The organism is Paraclostridium sp. (assembly GCF_051657365.1).
GTDB lineage: Bacteria > Bacillota > Clostridia > Peptostreptococcales > Peptostreptococcaceae > Paraclostridium.
This window is the reverse complement of sequence record NZ_JBOFKN010000131.1, coordinates 61,209-79,618: the sequence shown is the minus strand read 5'-3', so window position 1 is coordinate 79,618 and position 18,410 is coordinate 61,209. Positions and strand designations below refer to the sequence as shown.

The 18,410-nt window shown below is 26.5% G+C and carries 19 protein-coding genes; 18 read left to right on the top strand and 1 reads right to left on the bottom strand.

Annotated features, from left to right (window positions below):
* Positions 1–69 precede the first annotated feature (69 nt).
* Both cysK and epsC read left to right on the top strand, forming a co-directional pair.
* Positions 70–966: a cysteine synthase A gene (cysK, locus tag ACRCYC_RS09550; RefSeq protein ID WP_438618904.1), complete on the top strand. Its 897-nt coding sequence runs from the start codon at positions 70–72 to the stop codon at positions 964–966.
* 43 nt (positions 967–1,009) lie between these two features.
* Positions 1,010–1,525, top strand: a complete 516-nt coding sequence (gene epsC / locus ACRCYC_RS09545) for a serine O-acetyltransferase EpsC (protein ID WP_438618902.1) — start codon at positions 1,010–1,012, stop codon at positions 1,523–1,525.
* A gap of 118 nt (positions 1,526–1,643) precedes the next feature.
* Here epsC and ACRCYC_RS09540 read toward each other — a convergent pair whose 3' ends face one another.
* Positions 1,644–2,309 carry a heme oxygenase (biliverdin-producing) gene (locus tag ACRCYC_RS09540; RefSeq protein WP_438618901.1) on the bottom strand — a complete coding sequence of 222 codons (666 nt, stop codon included), beginning with the start codon at positions 2,307–2,309 and terminating at the stop codon, positions 1,644–1,646.
* A gap of 187 nt (positions 2,310–2,496) precedes the next feature.
* Here ACRCYC_RS09540 and ACRCYC_RS09535 point away from each other — a divergent pair, with 187 nt between their 5' ends.
* The 16 genes from ACRCYC_RS09535 (at position 2,497) to ACRCYC_RS09460 (ending at position 18,392) form a co-directional block, all read left to right on the top strand.
* Entirely contained in the window at positions 2,497–3,285 is a 789-nt protein-coding gene (locus ACRCYC_RS09535) for an EcsC family protein (RefSeq protein WP_438618899.1), read from the top strand.
* 261 nt (positions 3,286–3,546) lie between these two features.
* On the top strand, positions 3,547–4,560 hold the full coding sequence (rsgA, locus tag ACRCYC_RS09530; protein WP_438618897.1) for a ribosome small subunit-dependent GTPase A: 1,014 nt from the start codon (positions 3,547–3,549) through the stop codon (positions 4,558–4,560).
* A gap of 30 nt (positions 4,561–4,590) precedes the next feature.
* The gene (locus ACRCYC_RS09525) at positions 4,591–5,529 is read left to right on the top strand and encodes a hypothetical protein (RefSeq protein ID WP_438618896.1); all 939 of its coding nucleotides are present in this window, start codon (positions 4,591–4,593) and stop codon (positions 5,527–5,529) included.
* A gap of 81 nt (positions 5,530–5,610) precedes the next feature.
* Positions 5,611–6,399, top strand: coding sequence for a GNAT family N-acetyltransferase (locus tag ACRCYC_RS09520; RefSeq protein ID WP_438618895.1), 789 nt, complete (start codon positions 5,611–5,613; stop codon positions 6,397–6,399).
* A gap of 13 nt (positions 6,400–6,412) precedes the next feature.
* Positions 6,413–7,057: a class I SAM-dependent methyltransferase gene (locus tag ACRCYC_RS09515; RefSeq protein ID WP_438618894.1), complete on the top strand. Its 645-nt coding sequence runs from the start codon at positions 6,413–6,415 to the stop codon at positions 7,055–7,057.
* 50 nt (positions 7,058–7,107) lie between these two features.
* Positions 7,108–7,515 (top strand): PH domain-containing protein, encoded by a 408-nt coding sequence (locus ACRCYC_RS09510; protein ID WP_438618893.1) that lies wholly within the window; start codon positions 7,108–7,110, stop codon positions 7,513–7,515.
* Between the two features lie 161 nt (positions 7,516–7,676).
* Positions 7,677–7,859, top strand: a complete 183-nt coding sequence (locus tag ACRCYC_RS09505; RefSeq protein WP_438618891.1) for a PspC domain-containing protein — start codon at positions 7,677–7,679, stop codon at positions 7,857–7,859.
* Positions 7,860–8,149: 290 nt separating this feature from the next.
* Positions 8,150–8,953: an ABC transporter ATP-binding protein gene (locus tag ACRCYC_RS09500; protein ID WP_438618890.1), complete on the top strand. Its 804-nt coding sequence runs from the start codon at positions 8,150–8,152 to the stop codon at positions 8,951–8,953.
* Entirely contained in the window at positions 8,934–10,991 is a 2,058-nt protein-coding gene (locus ACRCYC_RS09495) for an ABC transporter permease subunit/CPBP intramembrane protease (RefSeq protein ID WP_438618910.1), read from the top strand. The genes ACRCYC_RS09500 and ACRCYC_RS09495 overlap by 20 nt, the downstream gene beginning before the upstream one ends.
* Before the next feature lie 225 nt (positions 10,992–11,216).
* Positions 11,217–12,638, top strand: coding sequence for an NAD(P)/FAD-dependent oxidoreductase (locus ACRCYC_RS09490; protein WP_438618889.1), 1,422 nt, complete (start codon positions 11,217–11,219; stop codon positions 12,636–12,638).
* A 2-nt stretch (positions 12,639–12,640) separates the two neighbouring features.
* Complete coding sequence (locus tag ACRCYC_RS09485; protein WP_438618888.1) at positions 12,641–13,528, top strand: FAD-binding protein; 888 nt, start codon at positions 12,641–12,643, stop codon at positions 13,526–13,528.
* A 70-nt stretch (positions 13,529–13,598) separates the two neighbouring features.
* Positions 13,599–14,420, top strand: a complete 822-nt coding sequence (locus ACRCYC_RS09480; RefSeq protein ID WP_438618887.1) for a MerR family transcriptional regulator — start codon at positions 13,599–13,601, stop codon at positions 14,418–14,420.
* Positions 14,421–15,683, top strand: coding sequence for an MFS transporter (locus tag ACRCYC_RS09475; RefSeq protein ID WP_438618909.1), 1,263 nt, complete (start codon positions 14,421–14,423; stop codon positions 15,681–15,683).
* A 114-nt stretch (positions 15,684–15,797) separates the two neighbouring features.
* Complete coding sequence (locus tag ACRCYC_RS09470; protein ID WP_438618886.1) at positions 15,798–16,277, top strand: hypothetical protein; 480 nt, start codon at positions 15,798–15,800, stop codon at positions 16,275–16,277.
* 448 nt (positions 16,278–16,725) lie between these two features.
* The gene (arsM, locus tag ACRCYC_RS09465; RefSeq protein ID WP_438618884.1) at positions 16,726–17,484 is read left to right on the top strand and encodes an arsenite methyltransferase; all 759 of its coding nucleotides are present in this window, start codon (positions 16,726–16,728) and stop codon (positions 17,482–17,484) included.
* A gap of 215 nt (positions 17,485–17,699) precedes the next feature.
* Positions 17,700–18,392, top strand: a complete 693-nt coding sequence (locus ACRCYC_RS09460; RefSeq protein ID WP_438618882.1) for a ferric reductase-like transmembrane domain-containing protein — start codon at positions 17,700–17,702, stop codon at positions 18,390–18,392.
* Positions 18,393–18,410: the final 18 nt, after the last annotated feature.

The window sequence follows — 18,410 nt, the reverse complement described above, 5'->3', positions numbered from 1 at the left end:
AAAGATATAAATAACTAATAATAAATAGTAAAGATTTATATTATTAAATAAAAATAGCAGGAGGTAAAAATGATATATAAAAATATTTTAGAACTTATAGGAAAAACTCCTTTACTTAAATTAAATAATATACAAAATGAAAATAATATATTTTTAAAATTAGAAAAATATAATATAGGTGGAAGTATAAAAGATAGAGCAGTACTAGGTATGATTGAAGATTTGATGGAAGATGGATTAATAAAAAAAAATGATACTATAGTAGAGGCTACTAGTGGAAATACAGGAGTTGCTTTATCTATGATTGGAAACATAAAAGATCTTAATATAATTATAGTTATGCCTAGTTCTATGAGTAAAGAACGTATAGATTTGATGAAAGCTTATGGAGCAGAGGTAGTACTTACAGGCGAAGGTGGAATGCAAGCTTCTATCGATAAAGCATTAGATTTAGTAAACTCAAATAGTAGTTATAAATCTTTAAAACAATTCGAAAATAAAAGTAATCCTAAAAAACACTATAATACAACTGCTATAGAAATATATGAAGATATTAAAGATATAGATATATTTGTATGTGGAATAGGAACAGGTGGAACTATAAGTGGAACCGGAAAATACTTAAAAGAAATGAATAAAGATATAAAAGTTGTTGGTGTAGAACCGGAAAATTCACCTTTAATATCAAAAGGATATAGTGGAGGACATAAAATACAAGGAATAGGTGCTAACTTTATACCTAAGAATTTAGATATGAGTGTTATAGATGAAATTATAACTGTAAGTGATGATGATGCAATAAACACTGTTAAATTATTAGGTGAAAAAGAAGGTATTTTAGTAGGAATATCATCTGGAGCTAATGTTTTTGCAAGTATGAAAATAGCAAAAGAATATAAAGATAAAAATATAGTAACTATAGCTCCTGATGGAATAGAAAAATATTTATCTATGAACATATTTTAGCTAAACATATACTATAATATAAATTAAAATATTGGAGGATTATATGTTTAAGAAGATAAATGACGATATTGAGTATATACTTGAAAATGATCCTGCTGCAAGAAGTAAGATAGAGGTATTTTTGCTATATCCATCTATACATGCTCTTATAGCTCATAGAATGGCACATTCTTTTTACAAACATAATATGTTTTTTATATCAAGACTTATTTCTCAAATTAATAGATTTACAACAGGTATAGAAATACATCCGGGTGCAACTATTGGAAGTGGGATATTAATAGATCATGGTATGGGTGTTGTTATAGGAGAAACAGCTATTGTTGGAAATAGAGTTACTATATATCATGGAACTACATTAGGTGGTACGGGAAACGAAAGTGGAAAAAGACACCCTACTGTTGGTGATAATGTTATAATTGGTGCGGGAGCTAAAGTTTTAGGACCTATAACAATTGGGAATAATTCTAAAGTTGGTGCAAATTCTGTAGTTTTAAAGGATGTTCCAGCTAATAGTACAGTTGTTGGAATACCTGCAAAAGTAATAAATAAGAAATGAAATTTAAAAAACATAAAAGAGATGTATCAATGCTACTTAGCATTGATACATCTCTTTTATGTTATCCTAGATTAAAATTTAAAAAATAATGTACGCTGTATTTGAGGAAGGATATAAATTAAAATTTAACGTAATCTAATTCGTTAGAGATACTTATATTAAAAACATAAGAAAGTGATATTTCATTTAAGAATTTACCTTTTTCTTCATCGTTTAATTGTATTAAATCAAGTTTTTTATGGTAATCCATTACAAAAGCTTTTAAATCTGGTATATTATCGAACATATAATAATTAAGTCCATCATCATGAATATTATAATTGTCTTTAATTATTTTAAAGATTGTTCTACCACCAAACAAGTCAGCTAAATATCTAGTATACGCATGAGCGACTAATAATTTTGGATTTGTTTTAGAAATTTCATCTAATCTATCCACAAAAACTCTTGTTGAATCGCAGATTTCTATAGAATCAATTTCGTAACCTAATAAAAATTTAGAGTCTTGTAATAAAGCGTTAGACCTAAAAACTTCAGGAGTTATAAATTCTTTTAAAACCTCATCGTTTTTATGTTTTTCTAAATTTTCTTCTATTGCTTTGTAAACAAAATAAAGATTATAGATATACTCACCATATGTTTCAGATGTAGCATTCCCATCAACTAATCTTTTTATGAACCCTGTATTTTCAGCCATACTATGTAATCTTTTAGTATTTTCTTGAATTACTTTTAAGAAGTTCATATTCATAAAATCATCTTCTTTCTTTTTTATTATGATCACTTATTCATATATTTACCCCTAGTTTTTTAGCTTAAACTAAAAATTTTAATTTTATATTAATTATAAAATTAAAATTTATTTATGGAAAATTATTTTATAAATTAACAAAGATTAAGTATATAATTAATATACTAGAAGTAATGTATAATAAAAATTAAAATAGTGATACTTAAAGATAGGTGATAAAATGCAAGATTATGATTATATAAAAATTAAAGAATTAGAAAAATGGAAAAGTAAGATGAAAAAAAAGCCATCTATTATAAATAAGGCCTCGAAAGAAACTCAAAATAAAATAAATTCTATAATACCTGATAATTATCATAATATAATAACTTCAGCTATAAAAAATATGACAAAGGTAGTTTTATTTGGGTCTAAATATACAACTAAAAAACCAATAGAGGGGTTTTCTTTAGCTGAAAGAGATGAATTAGCGTATGAGAAAATTAGGTTATACAAAAAGACAGCTATGTTAGAAGGTACAGGAACAGGAGCTGGTGGAATATTGATAGGGCTTGCTGATTTTCCCTTGTTACTTAGTATAAAGATGAAGCTTTTATATGAGATTGCAAGCATTTATGGTTTTGATACAAGTGATTATAAAGAAAGATTATATATTTTAAATATATTCCAATTAGCTTTTTCTAGCCAAAATCATGTAAATCAAATATTTAAAAATATGGAACATTTTGAAACTTTTAAAAGCACTTTATCTAACGATATAAATGATTTTGATTGGAGAACCTTTCAACAAGAGTATCGAGATTATATCGATTTGGCGAAGTTACTTCAATTAGTTCCAGGTATTGGGGCTTTTGTTGGAGCTTATGTAAACAACAAATTAGTAGATAAATTGGGTGAGTATGCTATCTACTCTTATCATATGAGGTTGTTAAATACCAATAACTATATAGTTGAAAAAGAAAGTTGGCTATCTAAACAATATAAATCTATTATTGGAAAAAAGAAATAATAATAAAACATTTATCATTTTGTGGAATGTTTATATAAGCATAGTATATAATATAAGTATAATAAATTATGAAAGGAGTTGTTGTATATGAGAAAAAATCAAATAAAAAAACAAATTTATATGCAACTACTCCAAAATACGGAATATATTTTATAAAGCTTATAATATTATAAGTTTTAATTAAGAGCCTTGGAGTAGTTAAGATTTATCTATTTCAGGGCTATATTTATGCCCAAAATTAAAACTGGAGGCATTAAATTAATGAATGAAAATTTTGAAAAGCTTTACAAATTAGGATTAAATGAAGAGTTAAGAAAGTATTTTGAAGAAAATTTCAGTGATTTTTTATTAGGTAGAATATCTATTCAATATAGCAATGTTTATATAATAGAAAGTACTAATGGAGATCTATCAGCAACGATAACGGGAAAAATGGAATATAAATTAACAAATAAAGAAGATTATCCTGCCGTTGGTGACTGGGTAGTATTTAAACAAATAGATGATAAAAATGCTGTGATTAACAATATACTTCCTAGAAAAACTATTATTTCTAGAAAGGTTGCAGGGTCAAAAAGTGATAATCAGATTTTAGCTACTAATGTAGATAAGATATTTATAACTATGTCTTTAAATAATGATTTTAATCTAAGAAGATTAGAACGATATATAAATATAGCTTGGGATAGTGGTGCAATACCAATAATCATATTAACTAAAGCTGATTTATGTGATGATATAAAGGAAAAGCTTAATAGTATAGAAGATGTATCAATAGGAATTGATATTATAGTTACAAGCGCATTAATTGGGGAAGGGATAGAGCTTATAAAAGCAAATATAAATGAAAGTAATACAGTCGTTTTTATTGGATCTTCTGGAGTTGGAAAATCTACTATTATAAACAAACTATTAAATAAAGATATACAGCGTACAAAAGATACAGGAGATAATGATAAGGGAAGACATACAACTACCCATAGAGCTTTATTTATAGCTCCATCAGGTGGGGTAATTATAGATACTCCTGGAATGAGAGAGATACAGCTTAGCCAAGGTGATTTAGAATCTACATTTAAAGATATAGAAGAAATATCTAAAAATTGTTATTTCAAAGACTGTCAGCATAAAAGCGAACCTATGTGTGCAGTTAAAGAAGCTATCGAAAAAAGAGAACTATCGAAGGAACGCTTAAAAAGTTATGAAAAAATAAAAAAAGAATTAATTTACGCAGAAAAAAGGAAACGAAGCAAGGAAAGAAGAACTAAAAAATAGATATATAGAAAAGTATTGTAGGGGGATTTTATGTTAAATTTAATTTTAAACAATAACCCAAATTGCAAGTGCAGTTTAGAAAATACAGTTAAGGACGAATTATGGGAACTTGAAAACAAACCATTTATAATAGTTGAAGGAAATAATATTGATTTAGATCATAGTAATATTAAAGTTATTCAAGGGGAGAAGATATTATTTAGTGGAAATGTTGAAATAAATAATAATTCATTTCGTTTAGAGTTTGAATTAGAAAAAGTTTTAGATAGCACTAATAATATTAAAGTTATATTAGATAACTATGAGCAAATATTTAATATTAAGTTAAAAAAATTATATGGAAAGGCTACATATTTAAATAAAATGCCTGTAAAAAATCCTATAATTAGTTGTACTAAGAGCAATACATTAACTGTAGGGGATGAAGATGGAAACTTTGAGTTGTTCTTAAGTCACAAAGAAGATAGTATAGGTATTTTTGATAGCAAATATTCAAAAGAAATGCTAGAAGTGTGGGTTTATAATGTTAATCTAGAAAGTGATTTAAGAATAAATGCAGAAATTGATAAATGTGAAGTATATGGAATTAGAATGTGGCAACAAGAATGTAGTACTTATATACATTTTATACCTATGTCTATTCTTAGAGTGAATGAAATTGCTATTAAAACTTCTGAAAAAGAGTCAGAATTAATACTTAATAAACATATATGGCCAAATCTTAAAAAAGAAGATATAGAAATTTATTGTAATGATAAACAATTAGAAATACTGGCATTTTCACAAATAGATGATTTTTTAGGTAATATAAATGGTAAAAACATTTATAGAAATGGTTACATTGTATCGGTTGATAAAATAAAAACAGATGAATTGAGCTTAATAAAGATTAGGTTTAAAGATACACTTGTATTAAATGGAAAAACAAATGTAGGAATAGGTGAAGGATATTACCTATTAAAACAATAAGCAATAAATTGAATTTGATGATCATTATGGTGAATTAAAAGAATATATATAATTTATATATTTAAATAGGGAGATGATTATATGATTTTGAAACTGAATGATAGTCATAAAGAGATAGTATTAAATTACGTATCTAAGGAACCTAATATAAACTTATTCATAATAGGCGATATTGAGCAATATGGATTTGACAAAGATTTTCAAGAAATATGGGGAAAATTTGATAGTGAAAACAATTTAAAAGGTGTTTTATTAAGATATTCAAATAATTTTATACCATACATAGAAAATTTAGATGAGGATGTATGTGAATTCAAGAAAATTATAAAAGAATACAAGGGTGAAAAGTTTATATCAGGAAAAGATGATATTGTAGAAAAATTTAGTGATATATTAGAAAACTATGAAAAAAGAATTATGTATTTTTGTGAATTAAGAGATAATAAGAAGTTACTTCCTTGGGATGAAAGCATTAAATTAGCTAAAGAAGAAGATGCAAATAGAATTCATGATTTGATAAGTACTATAAGTGAATTTTCAGTTCAAGATAGTATTAAAGAAATTAGATATAAAATTAGAAATAACAATAAAATAGCTTACTATATCGAAGATGACAAAAAAGATATCATAACAATATCGCAGATAACAGCAGAAAATAGTAAATCTGCTATGGTAGTAGGTGTAGCAACTAGAAAAGAGTATAGAGAACAAGGCTATATGACTAAATGTTTATCAAAGTTATGCTATGATTTTCTTCAAAAAAATAAGTCATTATGTTTATTTTATGATAATCCAAAAGCAGGAAAGGTATATCAAAAAATAGGATTTAAGGAAATTGGAATATGGACTATGCTAATTGAACATCAATAAAAGGGGAAATAAGGTGCTAGATAACAAGGGATTTGATTTATGGTCAAAAGACTATGATAAAAGTGTAGAAAGAAGTTCAAAAGAATACCCATTTGATGGATATTACGAAATTTTAAGTTATATTTATAATTCTATTACTAATAGAAAAACAAGTAAAGTATTAGATATAGGATTTGGAACCGGATTATTAACACATAGATTGTATGAAGATGGTGTTAATATATTTGGAATAGACTTTTCACAAGGAATGATTGATATTGCAAAGAAAAAGATGCCTAATGGAGTATTTATACAGCATGATTTTAACTTAGGTATACCTGTAGAGATTAAAAATGAAAGATTTGATTATATAATATCTTCTTATGCGATTCATCATTTAGAGGATGATAAAAAGGTACAGTTTATAGGAAGGTTAAAAGATTTATTAGTTAGAGATGGTAAAATAATAATTGGAGATGTTGGATTTAAAACAAAAAATCAATTGTTAGAGTGTAGAAATTATAATTTGGATAAGTGGGATGAAGATGAAATATATATAGTTGAAGAAAAAATAATACCAGAACTACGTAAAAATGGAGTCAATGGAAGTTATACACAAATTTCTTCTTGCGCAGGTATTATAGAAGTTGATTGTGGTTTTACTTGTAGTGATTTTTAGATTATAATATTGATTAAATAAAATAAACTTAGTTAAAAGGAGATTTATATATGGCATTTTTTAATAAACTAGCAGGATATGGTTCAGTAGACAATTCAGCAGGAGATAAAATAAAAGATTATTTAATAGATGGGGAAGAAATAATAAAAGGATTCACTTTTATAAGAGACTCTATAATATTGAGTAACTATGGAATCTATATGGTAGATGTTCAAGGTGTTAGTGGTAAAAAAGTAGAAGTTAAGTTTTTTCCTTCTAAAAATGTAAAAAGTATATCTTTTGAATCAGCATCAACATTTGATTTAGATGTAGATATAAAAATAGGAGTGGATGGAAATACGGTTATAAGTCAAAGTGGGATACCACACAATGCACCTATATCATTTAAAGTTCCTAAATCTCAATCAGAGGAAGCTAGAGAAATAGTTAAACTTATAAAACAATACTATTTATCTTAAGTTAATCATTAATATAATAGAGGAGTTATCTAAAAATAGATAACTCCTATTTTTATGTTTTAAAATAAAATGTAGTTTAGATGTTGATTTCTAGCATTTTCCAAATTACACTTATATTAAGTAGAACTAAAGCAGTAAAATATAAAAGGAGATGGATATATATGCAAAATAAAATGTACTTATCTGAAAATGATTCGGTTATAGCGGGAGTATGTGGTGGAATATCTGAATTTTTCGGATTCAACTCATCAACTTTAAGGGTAGTTTTTGTTATACTTAGTTTATTAGGGGGATGGCTGATAATACCATATATTGCTTTGGTTTTTTTAATGCCGAAAAGATAAAGTGAAATTATAAATTAGAATTTACATTTTGGAGGTATAAAAGATAACGGGCGATATGAATTAAAATTATCGCTCTGTTTTTATGCTTAAATTTATTTCATTCCAAATAAAATAGAGTTCACTCCAAATAATACATTTATAGATATATTTATGTTAATATGATAATAAATAAAGGAAAATAATGTATTGATGTAAAAGTTATATTTATAAAATAATGTAAATAAGTATATATTTGATACAATATTTATTAATAATTTTAATTAGACACAAACTATATGGGGAGGAAAGTTATGATAGAAGTCAACAATTTGTGTAAATCTTTTACTAGAGTTGTAAAGGACAATAATTCAAAGAAAAAAAGTAAATTTACAAAATTAAAAACTAAAAAAGAAGACTTTCTAGCGGTAAATAATATTACATTTACAGCGAAAGAAGGTGAAATATTGGGTATACTAGGGCCTAATGGAGCAGGAAAAACGACATTACTTAGAATGTTAGGTGGAATACTAACTCCTACTTCTGGGAATATAAGTGTTGCTGGATATGATTATTCTATTGATAAAAATGCAGCAAAAAAAGAAATAGGATATTTATCAGGAAATACTAAGCTTTATAACAGACTTTCACCTAGAGAGTTGTTAACTACATTTGCCAGTCTATATGAAATACCTAAAGAAGAAATAGAAAAATCTTTAGAAAAAGTAATCGATATAATGGATATGAAAAGTTTTATAGATAATAGAATTGAAAATTTATCTACAGGTCAAACTCAAAGAACTTCAATAGCAAGATGTCTTATACATTCACCTAAAATATACATATTTGATGAACCTACATTAGGATTAGATGTAATAAGTAGCAAATCTATAATAGACTTTATGAAAAATGAAAAACAAAGAGGTAAAACAGTTCTGTATTCAACTCATTATATGGAAGAAGCTGAAACGTTATGTGATAGAATCATAATGATGCATCAGGGGGAAATAATAGCAGTAGGAACTCCTAAGGAGTTAAAAGAACAAACTAATACAGATAATTTAAGAGATGTATTTATAACTCTTGCAAGTGAAAGAGGTGATTTATTTGAGGACTAAAATAGTAAATCAAATATTCAAAAAAGAAATTTTAGATATATTAAGAGACAAGAAAACTCTATTTATGATGATAATACTACCTATACTTTTATACCCGATACTTATGGTAGGTATGACACAAGTTATGACGATGTCAATGAATAGTATGCAACAGGAAAATATTAATATAGCCTTTAATAAAGAACCAGATACTGCTTTGATGAAAGTTATAGATAAAAGTAATGAAGCTAAAAAAGAAAAAAATAGTGAGGCTGGAGCTTTTAAAATAATAAATAGCAAAGATTATAAAAAAGATTTAAATGATGGGAAAATAGATGCATATATAGCTATAAATGAAAAAAATGGAACAAAAGATTTTAAAGTATATATAGATTCATCTGAAGATTCAGCATCTATGGCAGAAAGCGAGCTAGAAGATGTGTTAAAAGAATATAAAGAAGATTTAGTTAAAGATAATGTGGAAAAAAGCGGACTAGATGTTAAAACCACATTAGATCCTATTAACTATGAAACAGTAGATGTTGCTAAAAATGAAGAATTAGCAGGTCACTTACTAGGTCAACTACTTCCATTTGTATTGATAATAGGATTACTTATGGGAGCTATGTATCCAGCAATAGACGTTATGGCAGGAGAAAAGGAAAGAGGAACTCTAGAAACACTATTTACTCTTCCAATAACAAACTTAGAGCTTGTAATGGGGAAATATATGGCAGTTTCCGCGTGTGCCATAGCATCTGCCATTTTAAATTTACTTTCTATATTTATAAGCATAGGATTTGTTTGTGCCTCACAAGGTATAGCAAGTGAAATGGGTATGATGAATATTGATTTTTCACAAATGGTAATTCCAGTTATAATAACTATAATATGCGTATGTTTGTTTGCTATGGTAGTGTCAGCTGTAAGTATGTGTGTATGTTCATTAGCGAAGAGCTTTAAAGATGCTCAAAACTATATAACACCGGTAAGTTTATTTGTAATGATACCTTCTTATGTATCGATGATACCGAATATAACGTTAAATAGTTTTACAGCTACTATACCAGTAGTTAATATATCATTGCTTATTAAAAGTGTACTTACGTTTAACAGTAATATAAGCTTAATAGCACTAGTTTTAGTATCAAATCTTGTATTTGTTATAATATCTGTGTTATTACTTTCAAAAATGTTCAATTCAGAAGAAATATTATTTGGAAGTAGCAAGAGTTTTTCATTATTAGAAAAAAGAAGTAATCTTAAAAAAGGAAATATGCCAGGTATTGCAGATGGAATAACTTTATATGCAGTAGGAATTGTATTACTGATTTATGTAGGAAGCTTAATCCAATTAAAATTTGGAATGGTTGGATTAGCACTTACGCAAGTGATGATTATAGCACTACCTTTAATATTTGCATGGTATATTAAGTCAGATCTCAAAAAGACTTTCAGTATAAAAGTACCTAGCATAACTCATGTATTAGGAGGTATAATACTTTGGGTTGGAACGTTTATAGTAGTAAATCTTATAACTCAAGTAATACTTTTCTTATTCCCACAAAATATGCAAGTGGTAGAAGGTTTAAATGAGGTATTAAAAGTAGATAATGGATTAGTAAATTTAATTGTTGTAGCAGTTATGCCAGCTATATGTGAAGAATTTTTCTTTAGAGGATTTGTATTTAGTTCATTTAGCCAAAGTAAAGCGAAGAAAGCACAAATGTGGGCTGTAATTTGTAGTGGGGTATTATTTGGATTTATGCATATAGATTTTATAAGAGTAATACCTACGAGTATACTTGGTATAGCACTAGGCTATGCTGTTTGGAAGAGTGGTTCCATATTTATACCTATGATAATGCACTTTTTAAATAATGCAGTTGCTGTAGGTGCATTACATTCTACAAGTAATGATGGAATCATAGGTAAAATAAATAATTTATTAACTGTAAACTTTAATGATTTTGACATAGTGAAATTTGTTTTATTAATAGTTTTAAGTGTAATATTAGCTTTTGTAGGAAGCAAATTACTTAATAAAAAGAAAATATAATAATATAAACTAGAAAAATAGAGTACTTTAAAGTGATTTTTAAAAAATTACTAAGTACTCTATTTTTTATTTAAAAATTATAATATTTATTAAAAAAATTAATGGTTATTATTATAATTATAAATTTTACTTATAGTGAATTTGGGTATATAATAAAAATGAAATTAAAACAGATAAAAATTAACAATTTATATATATAAGCTCTTTACAAAAGGAGGAAGTAATATGAGAGACATTACTGTAATAGGAGCAGGTGTAGTAGGATGTGCTATAGCCAGAGAATTATCAAAATATGATTTAGATGTGGTTGTAATTGATAAAAATGAAGATGTGGCAGAAGGAATATCAAAAGCTAATAGTGGAATCATACATGGAGGATATAACGAAAAAAAAGGGACTTTAAAGGCTAAACTTAATTTAGAAGGTAATAAAATGATGGATGATTTAGCTAGTAAACTACAATTTCCTTTTAAAAGAAATGGAGCTTTAGTATTAGCGTTTAGTGAAGATGAACTTAATATAGTAAAAGAATTAAAAGCTAATGGTGAAGAACTTGGAGTGGAAAATTTAGAAATTTTAAATAGAGAAGAAGTTTTAAACTTAGAAAAAAATATAAATAAAAATGTAGTAGGAGCTTTATATGTAAAAAGTTCTGCTATAGTAAGTCCTTATGAAATGACTTTAGCATTTGGAGAAAGTGCAGTTGAAAACGGAGTTGATTTTGTATTAGGACAAGCTGTTGTAGATATAGCTAAAAACAACGGAGTATATAAAGTAACATTAGAAAATAAAAGAGTTATAGAAAGTAAGATAGTTATAAATGCAGCTGGTTTAGGTGGGGAATATATAAACTATTTAGTAAGTGAACATAAATATGAAATAGAACCTGTAAAAGGAGAATATTGTTTATTTGATAAAGTAGCAGGAAGTTTATGTGAAAAGACTTTATTCCAAGTACCAACTAAGCTAAGTAAAGGAGTGTTAGTTACACCAACAGCAGATGGAAATCTTTTAATAGGACCAAATGCAAAGGCTAGTGATAGTTTAGAAACTTCTAGAGAAGGTATAGATGAAATACTTGAGAAAAGTCAAAAGACAATAAAAGATATGCCAGTAGCAAGGATGTTAAATACTTTTAGTGGATTAAGACCTAAGATTTGTAGTGGAGATTTTATAATTGAAGAAGCTGAGGATGCTAAAAACTTTATAAATGTAATCGGGATAGATTCACCAGGTTTGACAGCAGCACCTGCAATTGCTAAGTATGTATTAGATATAGTTTCTAAAAATATGAATTTAAAAGAAAAAGAAAACTTTAAAGAAACTAGAACTAAAATGATTAGAATGAGTGAGTTAAGTATAGAGGATAGAAATAAATTAATCGCTAAAAATCCAGCTTATGGAAAGATGGTATGTAAGTGTGAATTTGTAACAGAAGGTGAAATTATAGATTCTATAAAAAGACCTTTAGGTGCAACTACATTAGATGGAATAAAAAGAAGAACTCGTGCTATGATGGGTGGATGTCAAGGCAGCGGATGTATGATACCTATAAGTATGATATTAAGTAAGGAATTAGTAATAGATATTAGTAAAGTAAACAAAAACTGCAAATCTTCTACAGTTGTTGGATATAAGGAGGTTTAATCATGAGAAAATATGACTTAATTATAGTTGGCGGTGGAGCGGCGGGTATATTATGTGCTATAGACGCTTATAAAAAAGGAATAAAAGATATACTATTAATAGAAAAAGATCCTGTATTAGGTGGAGCTTTAAATGTAGGAAACTATAATATAGGTAAAGAAAAAACTATAACAGGAAAAGAATATAAAAAAATTTTATTACAAAAGTTAGATGATTGTAAAATTGATATACAGTTAAATACAATGGTTTTAAAAGTAGAAGCAAATAATGAAGTAATTTGTACAAGTTCATTAAATGGAATTGAAAAGATAAAAGGTAAAAATATAATATTATCTAATGGTGGTAAAGAAGGTGCTAGAAAAGCTGTAAACATGGTAGGTGATAGATGTTCTGGTATTCTTACAGTAGGTATGGCTAAAAAGATATTTAGCTTGGAAAATATGATACCAGGTAAGAAAATTCTTATAGCAGGTAATGCTACTTTATATATGATACAAGAAGAACTACAAGATAAAAATATAGATGTATTAGGTATAATAACTAATAATAAAAATGTAAATACTTATGGATTAACAGATAAAATATATGATAACTATAGCATTGAAGCTATTTATGGAGAGGGTAGAATTACTAGTATTAAATTAGGTAAAGACAACAAAGAAGAATTAGTAAAATGTGACACTTTAATTTTTGCAAATCCTATGCTTTCAGATGGGTTAGTAGCAATGAGAAGTGATATTAAGTTAAATCCATCAACTACGGGACCTGAAGTTAATGATAATTTGATGACTTCAAGAGATGGAATATATGCTTGCGGTAATGGAATCTTTATACATGAGTATATAGAAGATATAGAAAATGAATGTAGCAAATTAATAAGCAACTTATAATAAATTAAAATATAAATAATTATAGACTATGGAGTTACTCCATAGTCTATAATTATTTTGAGGTGATAATATGAAACTTTCAACAGGTCAGGTTAGTAAATTATTTAATATAAGTAAAGATACACTAAGGCATTATGATAAGTTAGGTATCTTAAAGCCGGAAGTGAATCAATTAAATGGATACAGATATTACTCGCAGGAGCATATAGATCAGTTAAACTTAATACTTGCGACTAAGGACTTAGATATATCATTAGCTTCTATAAAAGAAACTATAGAAAGTGAAGATTTGTATGAATATAAGGCGTTAATAAACAAACAAGAAAAATTAATAGAAGAAAAAATAGAGTCTTTAAAAAGAAAACAAAAACAACTTTCAAAATGGGATGAAATTTTAGAAACTATAATAAATTATAAAAATGAATATAATTTTGAAACTATAAAAATATTTGATGGAAAATATAAGTTTTATGGTGTTGAAATGAAAAAAATATTAGGAACAGAGCATAGCAAGCAGTATGTAGAGTATTTAGATGAAAATATAGAATGTATGAATGAAGAATGTTATTACTCTTTATATAGTATCAACAAAGATAATAATATAAAAGAAGATGAAAGTATTCTATTTGTTAAAGAAGAAAAGAGAAATGCGCATATAGCTAAAAAATACATAAATAAAAATTTGGATTTAATTGAAAAAAATATATTAGGAAAATTTATATGTGTTAAATTTTATGGGAGTTCAGTAGAGTTAGATGAATATTTAATTTTACTTAATAAGTATTTTAATGGAGAAGAAACTGAAGAATTATTTATAAAATGCGATTTTTATATTCCTAAAAAAAGTGAAGGTGAAAAGTATTTTGTAGAAATACTATTGAATATAAAATAAATCGTTGACAGTAGAGTAGCTCCACACTCTAGAATAAACTCATTAAAGAGTTTAGGGAGGTATATTTTGGATTTAATAAAAAACAAAGTATTTGTAACGATTTTAATAACAGATATAATACAACAAATGGCTATATGGATAAGAAACATTGCTATAATGTTTTTTGTTATGGATTTGACTAATAATGATCCTTTAGCTATATCTGGGCTTAACTTTATAGAGTTTTTGCCTATGTTTTTACTTACTTTTATAGGTGGGATAATAGCTGATAGATACAATCCTAAAAAACTTATGTTTTTAGGTGATTTATTTAGCTTTATATCATTTATAATGCTTGGAATAGCTATATCAAATGGATATATAGGTGCTATATTTATAGTTGTCTTAATTTCAGCTAGTGTTACTCAATTTTCATATCCATCATCTCAAAAATATTTTAAAGAATATGTAGATGAACATATGATAGAAAAAGCAGTAGGTATATCGCAACTTTTAAGCTCAGGATTTTTCGTTATAGGACCTTTTATAGGATCACAATTTTATTTTAAATTTGGTATTGATAAAACCCTTATGATTATATCTGTGTTATTTTTAATATCTATAGTTTTGATATTAACATTACCTAATAAAAAGTTTGAGAAGATAAAAAGTAATGGATTTATTGAAGATATAAAATTAACCTTTGAATATTTAAATAAAAAAGATATATTAAAATTATTGTCTAGGATGTTTTTTATAGTAGCCTTTGCAATGGGAATAGCTAATAATTTAGATATATTCTTAGTTACAGAAAGACTTGGATTAAGTCAAGAGTTCTATCAATTTTTCTCTGGAATTGCAGGGTTTGGAGTAATTGTGGGAGGAGTAATATATTTAGTTATTTCAAAATATATGAATATGAAAATACTGTATACTCTTATTGGCGTATTTACAGTTACTGTATTTTTTGAGGGGTATTCTACAAGTCCTGTATTAACTATGTCATTACAATTTATAGATAATATTTTAGGTGGCATTTTAAGTGGATACGTTATGGCACTTATAACAAAGGTTACGGATCAAGAGTACTTAGGAAAGATAAATGGGTTGACTTCAACTTTAATGACTCTAGGAATAATGATAGGGACTATTGCCTCGGGAATACTTATGAAGTATGCATCAATAGTAGTAGCGTTTTTTGCAGCCAGTATAGCTTTTTTAATAGCTTTTATTATACTTTACAAGGGAGTTAATAAAGGACTATTAAAAGATTTAGAACAATAGTTTTAGAAAAAGCCATTCTTAAGTTGTATACTTTAGATTGGCTTTTTTTAGTTTGTTATAAAAAATTAGATATGGTATTATGAATATTAAAGATATTTTTAAAGGAGAAACAAAATGAAAATAAGAGGATTTGAATTAGTTAGTAAAGCAGAATTTGAAAAAACAAAGGCAGATATAGCATATGAGGAGTTAACATTACCTAATAGAGCAACTAAGTTTGCTGCTGGGTATGATATAAAAAGTACATTAAACTTTATACTAGAGCCAGGAGAAGATATAGTTATACCAACAGGGTTTAAAGCTTATATGCAAATGGGAGAAATGCTAGCAATATATCCAAGAAGTGGTATGGGATTTAAATATCAAATACAATTAGCAAATACAGTTGGTATAGGTGATGGAGATTACTACAATTGTGAATCTAATGAAGGACATTACTTTATAAAGTTAGTTAATAGAGGAAATAAAACTTGGGAAGTTAAAGTAGGAGATGGGATAGGTCAAGCTTTGTTTATGCCGATACTTTTAGCTGATGGAGATGATTTTGAAACTGGTGAAGTTAGAATCGGTGGATTTGGATCTACCGACAAATAGATAAAATTAAATAGAGTTATCTATTTCTAATTGTGTTTAGATAACTCTATTTTAAAAAGTTTATATATTTATGTTTAAGATTAATAAAATGAGGTATATATATATTATAGAAAACTAAAAAAATCAATCTTTAGATTTAAAACAGATCTCCCTAAGGAGATAAGACTACTTTGAATTTATATCAAAGTCAGTCAATTTATATTATGAAATCTAAATTTGATTTGTTTGGTTTTCTTTTTTTATTGTTGAAAAAGAAAATATAGTAGAAAAAATAGTATATAATTTGTATATACTATTAACATCAATTTTTTTTGATTTAAAGGTTTACAAAGCATTTATTTTAGAATATTATAGGAATATAAGGAAGTTACAATATTTGAACGTTAAAGTTTGTGGACATATAATATTCTATATTTATATAAAATTATAAAGAGGTGGTACTTGTAATATGAAAGATATTAATAGCGGAGATTTAAAAAATATGGTTAGGGATAGTTATAGCAAGATTATAAAAAAGGAATCTAGTACTAGATGTTGTGGAGATACTGTATCTAAGAGTATAGGATACTCTAATGAAGATATAAATATTGTACCGAAAGATTCTAACTTAGGGTTAGGATGCGGAAATCCTCATTTAGTTGCAAATATAACTGATGGAGAAACTGTACTTGATTTAGGTAGTGGAGCTGGGTTTGATTGTTTTTTAGCTTCTAAAAAAGTAGGAGATACAGGGTTAGTTATAGGTGTGGACATGACACCAGAAATGATAAGTGAGTCTAGAAATAGTGTAATAAGTAATAATTATAAAAATATAGATTTTAGATTAGGTGAAATTGAGAATTTACCAGTAGCAGATAATATTGTGGATGTTATAATTTCAAATTGTGTTATAAATTTATCTCCTAATAAACAAAGGGTATATGATGAGGCTTACCGTGTTTTAAAATATGGGGGGAGATTGTCTATATCGGATATAGTTCTTATGAAAGATTTAACTCAGGAAATGAAACAAGATGAAAGCTTATATTGTGGCTGAGTTACAGGTGCATCTTCAGTTGAAGATTTAGAATTTTATTTAGTGAAATCAGGATTTAAGAACATTAAAATAGATGTAGTACCTGTTTCTAAAGAATACGAAGAAAAGTGGGGACAAAATTTAAACGTAGGAGAGTATATTATGTCTGCTTCAGTTAAAGCTAATAAATAATATTATTTGATAAATGGAGACATTTAAAAAGTTTTCAAGCAGAAAAAGCATCCCTATACAATTTTAAATTGTATAGGGATGCTTTTTTATATTTAAAAATGATAATTAATTTCAATAAACATGTTGACAAAGTTTTTTAGTTATAATAAAATATCTAATGAAATTAATTATCACTAAGTAGTAATAATCATTATAAAATAAAAAGGAGAGTCGATATGCGATTAGTTTATTCATTAATAATTGTAGTGGCATTAGCACTAATTTTTACATCAAGCATAAGAAAAAATTCTAAAGTTTATTATATGATAGCCTCAGTGCTATCAGGAATGACAATAATATATGAGATCTACAGATTAATAACAGATACAAAATTACAAGGATTTATAGGAGAGTTTGAAAAAGCTTTTATGAAAGGTAATGTTTCGATAGCATTTTTCCTACTTGTAATGTTTGCAGGGGCATTGACTCCTAGATGGAAGTTAACTAAAAAATTATTAAGTATAAGAGCAGAATCAGCTATACTAGCATGTATACTTATTGTTCCTCATGGAGTAATGTATTTTGTTCGTTTTATAGATAAATTATTGGCTAATAAGCCTATAAGTATATTATATATAGTGTATTTAATAGTTGGATTAATAGCGTTTATAATAATGATTCCATTATTTATTACATCACTTAAAAAAGTAAGAGCTAAAATGAAATATATTGAATGGAAAAATTTACAAAGATGGGCGTATCCATTTTATATTTTAACATACATACATATAGTACTTGCACTTCTTAATGATAATGAAATAGATATAATTAAATTAAGTATATACACAGTAGCTTTTGTATTATATTTTGTTTTGAAGCTAATAAAGACTATACATATAAAAAATAAAAAATCTATAACAAACATATAATACACAATTAGCATAATG